This is a genomic window from Alteromonas sp. AWJ4_197, assembly GCF_056160285.1.
Map to the genome: position 1 here is coordinate 396,574 of NZ_JBSWWW010000001.1, position 13,007 is coordinate 409,580.

Below are 13,007 nucleotides of genomic sequence, written 5' to 3' on the forward strand. Positions count from 1 at the left end.
GTGAGCGATAACTGCGCTGCCATTTAGCAAAAAATAAATGGTTTACAGAGGTAATACTTCCATTACCAGAACGAACATACCACGGCGTTTCTGCGCCGGTGCTTTTGCGTTGTCATCTTCAAACTCAGCTTCCAGCCAGTACATGCCCGGTTCCTCAAAGGTAACTGCAATCTGGCCGTCAGCGTCGGTTGTAAGGTTCATCGCATCGTCAGTATCACGATACTTTTCACCGTCTTTTACAATAGTCACTTTCGTGCCGGTGGCAGCACCGCCATCCATCAGAAAACCAAGGCTGATTTCTTCACCGGTATACAGGTCATTCGGATGCGTTTTACCATCCAGCTCCAGGCCTTTACCTGAAGGTTTGATGGCATCTTCTGAAGGTTCACCCAGAGTAGCAAATACATTAATACGGCGTGATGATTCGACCACTTCCAGACCGTCTGCTTTTTTCGGTACTGCTTTGTTGAATTCTTCCAGCGTGCCGGTTTTACCGCGACCGGGCCACATCTGGCGCTTACCGTCTGCGTCTTTCCAGAATGCCATCAACGACTGGGATGCTGTTTCAACACGGTACGTGCCTTCTTCCTTCACATTGATGTCGAAAACACTGCGGTAGCGCAGTTTCTGTTCGTGCTGCTTCGCCACTTCTTTACCGGAAGGCGAAGTTACCGTAATACCTTCTGTGCCCAGTGCGAAGTGATCAGGGGTAAAAATGCCATTTGCCACTGCAGCATCGAAGCTGATCCACTCGTCATCGCCGGACACAACAGTGGTTGTCGGCTTAATCCATGCACGGTGAGCCAGTGCCGGTGTTGCGATTAAAGACAAAGCAACAACGCCGGTACCGATCAGATGTTTAATTTTCATTTATGGCTCCAAAGTTAATTCAATTTCAGACAGTTCCTGCTCACCTTCTGCAACCTGATGTTGCGATGCAGAAACAGGCAATGTGACAGGCACGCTTAATACTTCGCGGCCACCCAGTTCCCGGGCAGCTTCAACGTACAGGGTGTATTCTCCGGCAGGAATATCATCGAACTGTCCGGACAAGTCGATGGTGTGCTCACCGGGACGACGGGTGGCACCGCTTACTCCGTCCATAGGTAAATCAGCACTGCGGCCACTGCGACGCCACCACAGGCGCAAATCTTTCAGCCATTTCTCGCCTTTACCGTTTTCCATTTCCACGTCATACCATACGGCAACGTCTTTTACCCGCTTCTGCTTAGCATCAGCCAGCCAGACGGCAACATAAGGTGCATGGTATTCAGCGACAGACAGACGGGGCAAGGTAACCTTTACTTCACTGGCATGAGACACAACAGGAAAAACAGCGAGAGATAAAGACAGAACGGCACCAGCTAACCCACGGCGTTTTGCTGATGACAATTGGCGTACCACGGTACATCCCATTAACAGACACTCCTTAAATGAACAATTTTAATGTCAGCGCACATTCATATTCCCGGTATATTCCGGGTCGGAATCTTCCCCTTTCTCCTGATAAGCCCGCCGGAACAAGCTGTTTATCCCGTTGTCCTACAAATTGAACGTGATGGAATCGACTCTTTCAGCCCGCACCCTTATTCTGGCTGAGTAAGGATTACCAAGAAATGAGAATTATTTCCATTTAGACTAAACTGACTCGCATGAATTCTCAACTCATTTCTTCTGAGATTTCACAGGAATCATTCGCTATATGAACACCAAGCTTCTCCGTTCGCTGCAAATTTTCGTTGAAGTTGCTAATACCAGCAACATGAGTATCGCAGCCAAAAAACTTCACATGACCGTGTCTGCCATCAGCCAGCAGTTGCGCAAACTGGAACAGGAAATCGGACTCAGTCTGTTTAACCGTAACACCAGACACATCAGCCTGACAGAGGCCGGTCACATTTATTATAAAACCAGCATGGAACTTATCCGTGTGGCAGAAGAGGCTCAGCACCAGATTGAGCAACTTCAGGAAACCCCCTCAGGCCGCTTACGTATTGTCGCGCCGGAAGGGTTCGGTGGTGGTCTGCTGAGTAAACCTTTGCAGGCATTACTGTCTGAATTTCCGAAAATTAAAGTGGCACTGGAATTAACCAGCCAGACTACTGATGTCATTGCCAGCGGTGCGGATCTTGCGATTTCATTGCAGGAAGTAAGCGACGTCAATCTGCACTGCCGTCATCTGGCCACCTGGGATCTGATTGTCTGTGTGGCAGCAAACCATCCGCTGGCAGATCTGGATACCGTTAACAGTACTGATTTAGCACCCCATGCGTATATTTCTCATCCGGGAATGCGGGATTATGTGGAATCACAGGAAGGAAAAGATAAAGCTCTGCCTGATCCGCCCCGCCTGATGGTGGACTCGGTACAAGCTTTAATCCGCCTGACTCTGGATGGCCTCGGTTACGCCGTGCTGCCTGAGCCGGAAGTCAGAGAGTACATTGAAACTGGCAAACTGGTGAACATTCTGCCTGAATGGAAAGCGTCGAAATATGATGTCTACGCGGTTGCACCGAAACATGATGCAACACCAGTAAAAACACTGGCTGCGGTTAAGTGTTTGCAGGAATCTTTTTCACTGATATAGAACGCTTTGTTCTAAATGAAAAAAGGCCGGTTAAACCGGCCTTTTCTCTTTAATTGGCGTAAACGGGGTGAGATACCGCTTTGTTCACTAGTTGTGAAGTTCGTGTGCCCCGTGCCTTATAGCGATATTGCTTACCGGTACGGGTTTCATTTTCAGCCCGGCTTTCGCCTGTTTTAATGGCTTTTCCACGTTTACGTTGAATTTTGATCGTATCAAGACACATAGTTATCACTCCTGACTAACTTAGACATGCCTGAGCTATTCGCCCGCGGTCGTTAAACCGCGCATATTGTATAGCCCGGGATGATAATCCTTACTGCCGGTTTGTCGCTCAGTTTATGCTGACTGGCGCATCCGGAAATTCATACTCACTGTTGATAAAGCACATTTCAGACCAGACTGATTTTTGACACATGCCTAATTCTCCCGAAACGCCCGTATGGTCAAGCTTTGAGCAAAATCATCTGGTATAACATCTTTCCTCAAACTGGATTTTTAACCACGAATAAAGGATGATAGCGGCACTTTCGAATGTAAAATTGGCATAGCAGTGTGTATGCCTTTACCATTTTTCTATTACCAGGACTTAGGGAACTTCTATGTATAAATTGGTACTTATCCGTCACGGCGAAAGTCAGTGGAATCTGGAAAACCGCTTCACTGGCTGGCACGATGTGGATTTGACTGAAACCGGCGTTGCGCAAGCACAGAACGCGGGTAAACTAATGAAAGATGCAGGCTTTGAGTTTGACATCGCTTATACCTCTGTACTGCTGCGCGCAATCAAAACGCTGAACATCGCGCTGGAAGAAATGGGACAGCATTACCTGCCTGTACAACGCCACTGGCGCCTGAACGAACGTCATTACGGTGGCCTGACAGGTCTGGATAAAGCAGAAACTGCAGCAAAACACGGTGAAGACCAGGTAAAAATCTGGCGTCGCAGCTTCGACGTACCACCTCCGGCAGTTGAAGAAAGCAGCGAACACTTCCCCGGCCATGACCGTCGTTACAGCCACGTTGATCCAAGCATTCTGCCTCGTGCAGAGAGTCTGGCACTGACCATCGACCGCGTACTGCCTTACTGGCACGACGTTATCCGTCCTACCATTCAGGATGGCAAACGCGTTGTTATTGCCGCTCACGGTAACAGCTTACGTGCACTGGTTAAGTATCTGGACGGTATGTCAGAAGAAGAAGTGCTGGAACTGAACATTCCTACCGGTGTACCTCTTGTATATGAACTGGATGCCGATCTGAAACCAATTTCTAAAGAATACCTGGGCGACCCTGAAGCGATTAAAGCGATGATGGATGCCGTTGCCAAACAAGGTAAAGCGAAGTAACTTCATTTCGTATTTATGCCCGCGGCATCCGCCTGCGGGCATCTTCTTATTCAGTCCATGGCTAACGCCCACTCTGCAGTCACCCTGTTCAAAATGAACCATGCCATTCTCAGGCTGATATTTCTCGTAGTGCTTTGTGCATCCATTACCGTAGTTTTTACGCTCTTTCCCTCTTTGTCAGATTTCAACGAACAATGGATAGACACGCATTTCCGCTCTGCCGGAAAGGCACCGGCACTGTATTTCATTTTTGTCGCCACTTGTCTGCTAACCTGCGCTTTACCCAGACAAGTCGTCGCATTAATGGCGGGTTACGCTTTTGGTGTCGTGGAGGGTGCAGTGTATTCAACGCTGGCTGCAACTATCAGCTGTTCAGTGTGTTTCTTCAGTGCCCGATTTCTGACGCAAAATACCGTAAACAAGCTTTTTGCCGGCAAAGTTAAAAAAGTTAACCGGTTTCTGGCAGAGCAGGTGTTCTTAAAAGCATTCACACTGCGTATTCTGCCACTTGGAAGCAACTACATTATTAACCTTGTTGCCGGAGTCACGTCGGTAAAACCGGCTCCGTTTATTGGCGGATCAGCAGCAGGTTATATTCCTCAAATGGTGCTGTTTGCGTTGATGGGAAACGGTCTGGAGGTACAGTCCGGATGGCAGATCGCCTTCAGTGCTGCCATGCTGGCAGTGTCGATAATTACGGGCTATTACATTTATCGTACTTTCCGGCTTCAGCATGCCACGAAGCGGTAAATTAATGAAAACTGTCCACCACACTCAGAATTGCCTGCCAGGCAGGTTTTACAGACGGATAGGTACCGTCCTGCCGTAAACCGTTGTGCTGGCGGTTTGTCAGCATGATGACAATCAGGCCATCGTCAGGCCGGAACATCAGTTGAGTACCGGTAAAGCCGGCATGACCAAAGCTTTCCCGTCCCTCCCCGTCTTCGTAACGCCAGAAACCCAGCGCCTGACCAGTATCGTAAGGCGTATTCAGAAACGCTGCCAGCGTCTCAGGCCCGGTTAGCATGGCGTTACCATAACCACCACCGTTGAGCAGCGTCTGGCAATAGATTGCCAGATCCGGCAGAGCAGAAAACAGACCGGCATGACCTGCCACACCTTCCAGTGCATACCAGGCGTTGCCGTCGTTCACCTCGCCGGTTAACGTGTAATCGCGGTAGCTATCAAAATTGCGCTCAAAAGGCGGATTTTCTACTACAGGGTATGGTGTGGATGAACTTACCATGTGTTGCTCGTAGGGATTGCCCTGCGACGTGGCGGCGATATTATCCAGCCAGCTTTCCGGTGGTAAATAGCGGGTTCTGTTCATGCCCAGAGGCCGATGAACGAACGTGTATACGTAGTCGTTAAGCGGCATTTTGCTGATCTGTTCAACGATTTTACCCAGTAACATAAAACCAATATCAGAATATGCCCGTTTTTCAGCAATCCCGTAACGTCGTTCCAGCGACGCCAGCCAGGCGAAGACAGAGTCACGGCTTTGCCTTTTGTGCAGCCAGAGTGGTTGCCACTCCCATAAGCCGCTGCGGTGGGTCAGCAGTTGCTGCACAGTGATACCGGCTTTATCTGTTTGACTGAAGCTGGGCAGCAAGTCGCCCAACGTATCGTCCAGTGACAACCGGTGTTCACTTACCAGATGCATCACTGCTGCTGTGGTGGAGACCACCTTCGTCACGGACGCTAAATCAAAAACCGTGTCTGCCGTGACCTTGCGGGGCGATGCCAGAGAATGCAGACGGCCGGAGTTCATTAACTGATATTGCGCCATACCCTGACCCGCGGAATACAGCACCTTACCCTGTCTGGCGACAAGGAGAGCAACGCCGGGAAACAGGTGTTTATCGGGGTCAGTGCCAATAAATGGCTGCAACGTTTGTTGCAATGCCTTTCTTTGCGCGGCGTTTAATCCTTCTTCCGGACTTGCAAATTCCAGTTCCGGATAGTCTACAGACACCGCTACATCGCCGGTTTTCACTTGTACTGACAGTGCATTTTCACCAGTTTTCACCGCATCTTTACTGGTCAGTATATATTGTGCATTTTCAGCCGGGTCCAATATGCCGTCGAAGACCACCCTGTCATTCACTTCAATGCGCGCCTCGCTGACAACAGCCGGCATAATACGCAATCTGGCGTGGTCACCGGGCACTGAAAATACACCGGTAAGAGGTGTTGAGGTTGCTTCAGACTGTAATACCAGTTGCCCCTGCAACTGTGCGGCATGGGCTGACACACTGGTCGCCATGCCGATAACAGCGGCTTTCAGAAACATCCGGAATGGTTTAGTCATGAGCCCCGGGCGCGCTTACCTCGTCGAGAGATACCGGGATCCCGCCCTGCGGCTTTAACATGCCGGTAAGTACTCTTACCAGGCTGTCCATCGTGCCGCCAGTATAGGGCGCGTCAGGTTCATCAGACAGGGCATACACATTGGCGTTATAAGTCGCCAGCACCGCATCGCTGAAGGTATTCAGTTGCATGGCGTCGTAAGGCATCCGCAAATACACCAGGATACTGCGTTTTCCTGTTTCTTTGACTTGTTCGAGTAATGAAGGCAATAAAGCCTGCGCCTCATCAAACCCCATGATCTGCTTTGTATTGACGTCCATGTCTTCCATACCGCCCAGTTCTACCAGACTGGGCGCCGGTGTCATGCTGCCAACCACTACGGTATCTGCCTGCGCCATGGCACTGTCCAGCGAAGGCCTGTTAAGTTGCTGCAAGCTCATGCAGGTAACCTGCTGCTGCGGACGGTACAGTGACATGTGATAAGACACCGCACGGCATACGGTTTCTTCCGGCATAAGAACCAGTACGTTGCCGGTTTCCGGAATGACAAAGTCAGCAGGTTTGCCTTTAACAACCGCGATGGCAGCATCGGCAAGTAACTGGGCACGCCACTTGTTGTCTGCCAGAGAAGCCGCCAGTTTTTCAGGTGACGGGGTAAAGTGTGCAGCCAGCCCGAAGTCAGCTTTTGTTTTCCGGATCCTTGCGGCAGATTCTGCAATTAACTCTCTGTCGAGCTCACCCTGCAATACCTTTTGTGTAAGGGCATCGAGTAATTCATTGAAGGCGCGTATACCCCTGTCACTGTGGACCGGCAGTGGCATCACGACGATATCCGTACCGGCAGAAAATGAAGCCGCTACCGCATCAGTCTGGTCAAAGAATTTTGCGATGCCGGCCATGTTCATGGCATCAGACACGATGAGCCCTTTAAAACCCAGCTCATCACGCAGGATCCCGGAGAGGATTTTTTTCGACAATGTCGCCGGCTTAATTTGTGGCTGACCGGACTTGTCGTTGAGTTTACTGTCATCTAATTGCGGATACTGAATATGCGCCGTCATTACCATGGCCGGCGACGCCTCACGGATAATCGTTTTAAACGGGTACAAGTCCACCGCATCAATCATTTCGCGGCTGTGATCGACCACCGGCAAAGCCAGATGGCTGTCTGTGTGAGTATCACCATGGCCGGGAAAGTGCTTCAGTGTGGCCAGAATTCCCTGCGACTGCATGGCTTCAACCTGCGCTTCCCCGGCTTGCGCCACCACTTTCGGATCCTGCCCGAAAGAACGCACGTTAATGACAGGATTCGCCAGATTGGCGTTTACATCCACATTGGGAGCGAAGTTGGTATTAATACCTAACAGCTTAAGCTCCTGCGCCATGATTTCAGCGCTTTCACGGGCAAAGCGGGTACCATGTTCTCCGATGGTTGCGCCAATCGCCATATTGCCGGCAAAGTCAGTTGTGAAGACCCGCGGAGTTCTGAATACACGCCCCCCTTCCTGATCAACGGCAATAAACAGCGGCTCTCCGTCACTTTCCCCCGTCGCAGCCTGCTGCAAATCGCTGGTCAGCGAGGCAATCTGGCCTGGCCAGGATAAGTTTTCACTGAACAAAATGACGCCGCCCACGCCGGACTCAGCGACGAAGTCTTTTAACTCCTGCGGTAAAACCGTAACCGGCTCGCGGCATTTTTCTTCGTTGCCAGCACAAAAATAGCGGAAGTCAGGCATGAGTTTTTGCGCAATATCGCGCCGTATACTTTGCGTATCAGTGTCAGCAGTCATAGCATTAGCAGGAGTCAGGTTAAGGCAGCTTAAGCATACCGCTATTTGAAAATATCGTCTGCTCAAGTGGCGGATTAGTGGCATAGAATATCTGTACCCCGATAGTCAGTAATCGTAATTCAGGAATTGGCTGAGAGATTTTTTATCTCATGTTACATTTTTGATCAAGAATATTTTATTTTTATATGCTAGGTTTGTCAGGTGCATTTGCCCTGAAACCTGCTTCCGGATAAGCAGTAAGAAACGGTTTCCGGCACCCTGTACCGGCACAAATACCTAACCGGCAAAAGATGATTATGAATAAATTTATTGAACGCCTGTACCATATTGGTAGCAAACCACAGCGAAAAATTCTCGGACTAATGAGCGGTACATCGCTGGACGGCCTGGATATCGCGTTGTGTAACATCACTGGCTCAGGAAAAGAGACTGAAGCCCGTATCGAGCGGTTTATGACTGTCGATTATGACGTCAAATTCCGCCAGGCAATTCAACGTGTATTTGCAAAGCGTGATGTAGACTTGCAGGAAGTCACGTTACTGAATGCGTGGGTTGGCGAATATCATGCGTCTTTAATCAATAAAGCATTGAACCAGTGGCAAGTGGATAAAGAAGAAATCGACTGTATTGCCAGTCACGGTCAGACCATTTATCACTGCCCGCGGGAACAGCACGGTTTGCCTGAATACGGCAACGGCACATTACAAATCGGCGATGGTGACCGGATTGCTACAGGCACCGGCATTATTACACTTTCTGATTTTCGTCAGAAACACATCGCCGCAGGTGGTGAAGGCGCGCCACTGGCGGTTTACGGAGATTTCCTCGTGTTCAGCCACGAACAGGAAAACCGTGTTTTACTGAACATCGGCGGCATCGCCAATTTCACCTGGCTGCCCGCCGGTAATCATCCCGCTGAAGTATTCAGCACCGATATCGGCCCGGGCAATACCATCATTGATGCCTTTGTCTCCCGGCACTATGCACGGCAGCGCTTCGATAAAGACGGTGCCATCGCATTGTCAGGAAACGTGAATGAAAATCTGCTTAATGAATTGCTACGCCATGATTTCTTTTCCTGTCCTGTGCCGAAAACCACCGGACCCGAGGTATTCAACCTGGATTATCTGAATCAGGCACGATTACGCAGTCAAACCCTGTACATTCCTAACGAAGACGTTGTAGCAACACTGACAGCATTTACTGCTAAAGCGATTGCCCACGGCATTATCATGACTGCCACCAGCACATCAGCGATAATGGTGTACGTGAGCGGGGGCGGCGCGCGAAATAAAGCACTCATGGCAGCTATCGCGGATGAACTGCCGGACTTTATCAGTCTTAAAAATTTGTCTGAACTGGGCATAGATGCTGATGCGAAAGAAGCCCTGCTATTTGCCATTCTCGCCAATGAAACGCTGGCCGGCAGCCCTTGCTTTGAAGGCAATCTGTTCGGTATTCCCAATACCAACATGGGGAAAATAAGCCTGCCATAGACGATGTTCAACACGGGTTTACGTCAGCACAGGTTTACGGGTAGCAGTGTGACAGGAAAAAGAGCGTGCCCGGTGAAGGGCACTAAGTATTTGTTATTCCCTTAGCCGATATTCTTTCCGCGCATACGCTGCAACGTACCGTCTTTATCTATGATGTGGTGTTTAAGCGCACCCGCCACATGAAGAATGATGGCTGCGATGAGCAGATAGCCCACTATCTCGTGCACTTCACCTGCCACCTCTGAAAGGCCTTCGTTTCTTGGCAGCACATCCTGAGGATTAACGGGGTCATGGTTAGCGGGAATTAAATCAAACCCGAAAAACGGAACGTTATGCCCGCCCATCGATGACATGATGATGCCGGACACTGGCAGGATAAGCGTACCGGGGATCAGTACCCAGTGAATCACACCGGCCAGCATATGCTCCCACGCTTTATAGTTTCCCGCCGGCACCGGCCAGCCATTTTTCACCCGCCATACGGCACGGGCAAAAGCAAATACCAGAACGACCACACCAAAAGATTTGTGTAACGGATACAGGCTGTAGTCATGATTCTCTGTCATGTAAATACCGACAGCTAATAAAGCGATCATCAATATCGCCACTATCCAGTGAAGAGACACGGTGATTTTACTGAACTGAAATTTCGAATCTGCACTCATGGGCTTTCCCATCCTTATAATTTGGGGTCTGAGTTAAACCGGGCCGGGCGGTCAGACACGCTACTAAAGTCTGATATTTAATGCATATTTATACCTATAATAACCACTTTAAAAGCATGGAAATAGATAAATTTCATTTTATTTCAGTTAATTAAGTAAAACTAAACTTTTGACTAACTCACAGAGCTGGCGAATAAAAGTACCATAAATATAAATACTAATAACAATGCGCGAGAAATGAGATGTTAGCTTTTAAGTCTACATACGAAAAAGAAATCGCCGGATTAACACAGGCAATTAACGAATATAAAGCCTTTTCTGACGCAGTAAAACGTCACAATGCCTACGTTATTTTCACGCCGGATGGCAACGTGATTGAATGCAATCAGATTTTTGCGTCTATTTTCGGTTTTCAAAGCGGTGATTTGATTGGCCAGCACCACAGTGCACTGTGTTTCAGTGAGCTAACAAACAGTACCGCTTATGCAGCGCTATGGCGTGACTTGCGCGACGGCCATGCCCAAACCGGTCAGTTTCACCGTAAACACCGCAGTGGTGAAGGTGTGTGGCTGGAGGCTTCTTATGAACCCATTCTGGATGAAAACGGAAGAGTAACTGCAGTACTGAAAATTTGCTGCGACATCACTGAGCAAAAAGAAACAGCAGAAGCCAACAAAGCGATTTCTGATGCCCTGGACCGTTCAATGGCAGTGATTGAATTTACCCCGGACGGCACAATCCTTAACGCAAACGGGAATTTTCTGGCCACCGTGGGCTACAGCCTGAACCAGATTCAGGGTCAGCATCACCGTATGTTCTGTTACGATGATTTCTACATCGACAATCCTAATTTCTGGGACATTCTCGCAGCAGGCAATTTCCAGTCCGGCCAGTTTAAACGCAAGAATGCAGCAGGCGAAGTGCTGTGGCTGGAAGCGACATACAACCCCATTTACTCTGCTGACGGTAGAGTCTATAAAATCATCAAGTTTGCCTCAGACATCACGCAAAAAGTGATTGAACAAAGTAACATCGCCAGTGCATCGGAACACGCGGTGTCGATTTCAGAAGAAACGTCACAAATTGCATTACGGGGAACAGAATCACTGACCAATTCCGTGGATGTATTTAACGCCACTTTGAAAGAAGTTGATCAGGCAAACGTACTGATTGAGCAACTGACTGCCCAGTCAGCCAACATTGAATCCATCGTTTCTACTATCCGCAGCATTGCTGATCAAACCAACCTGCTGGCGCTGAATGCGGCTATCGAGGCAGCCCGTGCCGGCGATCAGGGTCGTGGCTTTGCCGTGGTAGCAGACGAAGTACGCCAGCTGGCTAAACGTACCAGTGACTCAACGGTAGAGATTGAATCGGTAGTAGGTGAAAACAAAGGTCTGGCACAACAAGCCAGTGAGAAAATGACCGAAGTGAAATCCAAAGTTGACCTGAATGCTGAGCAAATCGGCAGTGTGCAGGCTGTGATGGATGAAATATATCAGGGTGCGGTAAGCGTAACTGAGAACGTTTCCCGTATCATGAACCAGTAAGTCCAACCGACTAGGGGCAAGGACGCCCCGAACTTCGGGACGCCATACCGTATGACTACGACGTTTTATGATGCCATATGGATCACAGAACGGATGCTCTTTCCTTCGTGCATCAAATCAAACGCTTCGTTGATTTCTCCCAATGGCATAGTGTGGGTGATGAAGTCATTCAGGGCGAATTTACCCGCCAGATAATCTTCAACAATGCCGGGCAGTTGCGAACGACCTTTTACGCCGCCAAATGCAGTACCACGCCATACACGACCGGTCACTAACTGGAACGGGCGGGTTGAAATTTCCTGGCCGGCACCGGCTACACCGATGATCACTGACTCACCCCAACCTTTGTGGCAACATTCCAGTGCAGAGCGCATCACATTCACGTTGCCGATACATTCAAAAGAATAATCAACGCCGCCGTCGGTTAATTCAACAATCACTTCCTGTACCGGCTTGTCATAGTCTTTAGGGTTGATGCAGTCAGTCGCCCCTAATTTCTTAGCCAGTTCAAACTTGGATTCATTCAAATCGATACCGATAATGCGGCCTGCTCCCGCCATGGTTGCACCGATGATGGCAGATAAACCAATACCGCCAAGTCCGAAGATAGCAACGGTGTCACCTTCCTGTACTTTCGCCGTATTGAGTACCGCGCCCATACCCGTAGTCACACCGCAACCCAGCAGGCACACTTCTTCCAGTGGCGCATCTGGATTAACTTTAGCCAGCGAAATTTCAGGCAGAACCGTGTATTCGGAAAACGTGGAGCAACCCATATAATGATAAATTGGCTTACCATTACAACTGAAACGGGTTGTACCGTCAGGCATCAAACCTTTACCCTGAGTTTCACGTACCGCGCTGCATAAATTGGTTTTACCTGATGTACAGAATTTACATTCTCCGCACTCGGCGGTGTAAAGCGGGATAACATGGTCGCCCACTTTCAGAGAGGTTACCCCTTCGCCAACTGACTCAACAATACCACCGCCTTCGTGGCCCATGATGGCAGGAAATACCCCTTCAGGATCCTCACCCGACAGGGTAAACGCGTCGGTGTGACACACGCCTGTGGCAAGAATTTTTACCCGCACTTCACCCGCTTTAGGTGGTGCAACCTGAATTTCTTCAATAGACAGCGGCGCTTTCGCTTCCCACGCTACCGCGGCTTTACAAGTAATTACGTCAGCCATGTTGTTTTATCCTTTATTCGATGTGTGTCGGACTATTCTAAACAGTCGCAGTTATGTAACAATACACGCA

At 49.3% G+C, this 13,007-nt stretch carries 12 protein-coding genes; 5 read left to right on the forward strand and 7 right to left on the reverse strand.

The window, feature by feature from the left end:
- Window positions 1–42: 42 nt before the first annotated feature.
- Both ACXAGC_RS01710 and ACXAGC_RS01715 read right to left on the reverse strand, forming a co-directional pair.
- A complete protein-coding gene (locus tag ACXAGC_RS01710; RefSeq protein ID WP_119502963.1) occupies window positions 43–870 on the reverse strand; it encodes a DUF4198 domain-containing protein in 828 nt (275 codons plus the stop codon).
- Window positions 871–1,416 (reverse strand): DUF2271 domain-containing protein, encoded by a 546-nt coding sequence (locus tag ACXAGC_RS01715; RefSeq protein ID WP_474841857.1) that lies wholly within the window; start codon window positions 1,414–1,416, stop codon window positions 871–873. It lies immediately after the preceding gene.
- A gap of 286 nt (window positions 1,417–1,702) precedes the next feature.
- Here ACXAGC_RS01715 and ACXAGC_RS01720 point away from each other — a divergent pair, with 286 nt between their 5' ends.
- A complete protein-coding gene (locus ACXAGC_RS01720) occupies window positions 1,703–2,587 on the forward strand; it encodes a LysR family transcriptional regulator (RefSeq protein ID WP_474841859.1) in 885 nt (294 codons plus the stop codon).
- A 49-nt stretch (window positions 2,588–2,636) separates the two neighbouring features.
- On the opposite strand, the gene ACXAGC_RS01725 is transcribed toward ACXAGC_RS01720, so the two are convergent.
- Window positions 2,637–2,810, reverse strand: coding sequence for a hypothetical protein (locus tag ACXAGC_RS01725; protein WP_303572246.1), 174 nt, complete (start codon window positions 2,808–2,810; stop codon window positions 2,637–2,639).
- A 376-nt stretch (window positions 2,811–3,186) separates the two neighbouring features.
- Between ACXAGC_RS01725 and gpmA the strand changes: the two genes are divergently transcribed.
- Window positions 3,187–3,933: a 2,3-diphosphoglycerate-dependent phosphoglycerate mutase gene (gene gpmA / locus ACXAGC_RS01730; protein ID WP_119502966.1), complete on the forward strand. Its 747-nt coding sequence runs from the start codon at window positions 3,187–3,189 to the stop codon at window positions 3,931–3,933.
- 15 nt (window positions 3,934–3,948) lie between these two features.
- The gene (locus ACXAGC_RS01735; RefSeq protein WP_474841862.1) at window positions 3,949–4,683 is read left to right on the forward strand and encodes a TVP38/TMEM64 family protein; all 735 of its coding nucleotides are present in this window, start codon (window positions 3,949–3,951) and stop codon (window positions 4,681–4,683) included.
- A 1-nt stretch (window position 4,684) separates the two neighbouring features.
- Here the strand turns inward: ACXAGC_RS01735 and ACXAGC_RS01740 are convergent, their stop codons facing one another.
- Both ACXAGC_RS01740 and ACXAGC_RS01745 read right to left on the reverse strand, forming a co-directional pair.
- Window positions 4,685–6,244, reverse strand: coding sequence for a serine hydrolase domain-containing protein (locus tag ACXAGC_RS01740; RefSeq protein WP_474841864.1), 1,560 nt, complete (start codon window positions 6,242–6,244; stop codon window positions 4,685–4,687).
- Window positions 6,237–8,033 carry a glycoside hydrolase family 3 protein gene (locus tag ACXAGC_RS01745; RefSeq protein ID WP_474841865.1) on the reverse strand — a complete coding sequence of 599 codons (1,797 nt, stop codon included), beginning with the start codon at window positions 8,031–8,033 and terminating at the stop codon, window positions 6,237–6,239. The genes ACXAGC_RS01740 and ACXAGC_RS01745 overlap by 8 nt, the downstream gene beginning before the upstream one ends.
- A gap of 296 nt (window positions 8,034–8,329) precedes the next feature.
- Here ACXAGC_RS01745 and ACXAGC_RS01750 point away from each other — a divergent pair, with 296 nt between their 5' ends.
- Window positions 8,330–9,529, forward strand: a complete 1,200-nt coding sequence (locus ACXAGC_RS01750) for an anhydro-N-acetylmuramic acid kinase (protein WP_474841867.1) — start codon at window positions 8,330–8,332, stop codon at window positions 9,527–9,529.
- A 101-nt stretch (window positions 9,530–9,630) separates the two neighbouring features.
- Here ACXAGC_RS01750 and ACXAGC_RS01755 read toward each other — a convergent pair whose 3' ends face one another.
- Entirely contained in the window at window positions 9,631–10,194 is a 564-nt protein-coding gene (locus tag ACXAGC_RS01755) for a cytochrome b (RefSeq protein WP_474841869.1), read from the reverse strand.
- A 242-nt stretch (window positions 10,195–10,436) separates the two neighbouring features.
- On the opposite strand from ACXAGC_RS01755, the gene ACXAGC_RS01760 reads away from it, so the two are divergent.
- Entirely contained in the window at window positions 10,437–11,744 is a 1,308-nt protein-coding gene (locus tag ACXAGC_RS01760) for a methyl-accepting chemotaxis protein (RefSeq protein ID WP_474841872.1), read from the forward strand.
- 65 nt (window positions 11,745–11,809) lie between these two features.
- Here ACXAGC_RS01760 and ACXAGC_RS01765 read toward each other — a convergent pair whose 3' ends face one another.
- Entirely contained in the window at window positions 11,810–12,937 is a 1,128-nt protein-coding gene (locus tag ACXAGC_RS01765) for an S-(hydroxymethyl)glutathione dehydrogenase/class III alcohol dehydrogenase (RefSeq protein WP_474841874.1), read from the reverse strand.
- Between the last annotated feature and the right edge of the window lie 70 nt (window positions 12,938–13,007).

Coding starts and splice junctions, on each gene's coding strand:
- ACXAGC_RS01710 (WP_119502963.1), bottom strand. CDS start 870: ATGAAAATTAAACATCTGATCGGTACCGGCGTTGTTGCTTTGTCTTTA.
- ACXAGC_RS01715 (WP_474841857.1), bottom strand. CDS start 1,416: ATGGGATGTACCGTGGTACGCCAATTGTCATCAGCAAAACGCCGTGGG.
- ACXAGC_RS01720 (WP_474841859.1), top strand. CDS start 1,703: ATGAACACCAAGCTTCTCCGTTCGCTGCAAATTTTCGTTGAAGTTGCT.
- ACXAGC_RS01725 (WP_303572246.1), bottom strand. CDS start 2,810: ATGTGTCTTGATACGATCAAAATTCAACGTAAACGTGGAAAAGCCATT.
- gpmA (WP_119502966.1), top strand. CDS start 3,187: ATGTATAAATTGGTACTTATCCGTCACGGCGAAAGTCAGTGGAATCTG.
- ACXAGC_RS01735 (WP_474841862.1), top strand. CDS start 3,949: ATGCCCGCGGCATCCGCCTGCGGGCATCTTCTTATTCAGTCCATGGCT.
- ACXAGC_RS01740 (WP_474841864.1), bottom strand. CDS start 6,244: ATGACTAAACCATTCCGGATGTTTCTGAAAGCCGCTGTTATCGGCATG.
- ACXAGC_RS01745 (WP_474841865.1), bottom strand. CDS start 8,033: ATGACTGCTGACACTGATACGCAAAGTATACGGCGCGATATTGCGCAA.
- ACXAGC_RS01750 (WP_474841867.1), top strand. CDS start 8,330: ATGAATAAATTTATTGAACGCCTGTACCATATTGGTAGCAAACCACAG.
- ACXAGC_RS01755 (WP_474841869.1), bottom strand. CDS start 10,194: ATGAGTGCAGATTCGAAATTTCAGTTCAGTAAAATCACCGTGTCTCTT.
- ACXAGC_RS01760 (WP_474841872.1), top strand. CDS start 10,437: ATGTTAGCTTTTAAGTCTACATACGAAAAAGAAATCGCCGGATTAACA.
- ACXAGC_RS01765 (WP_474841874.1), bottom strand. CDS start 12,937: ATGGCTGACGTAATTACTTGTAAAGCCGCGGTAGCGTGGGAAGCGAAA.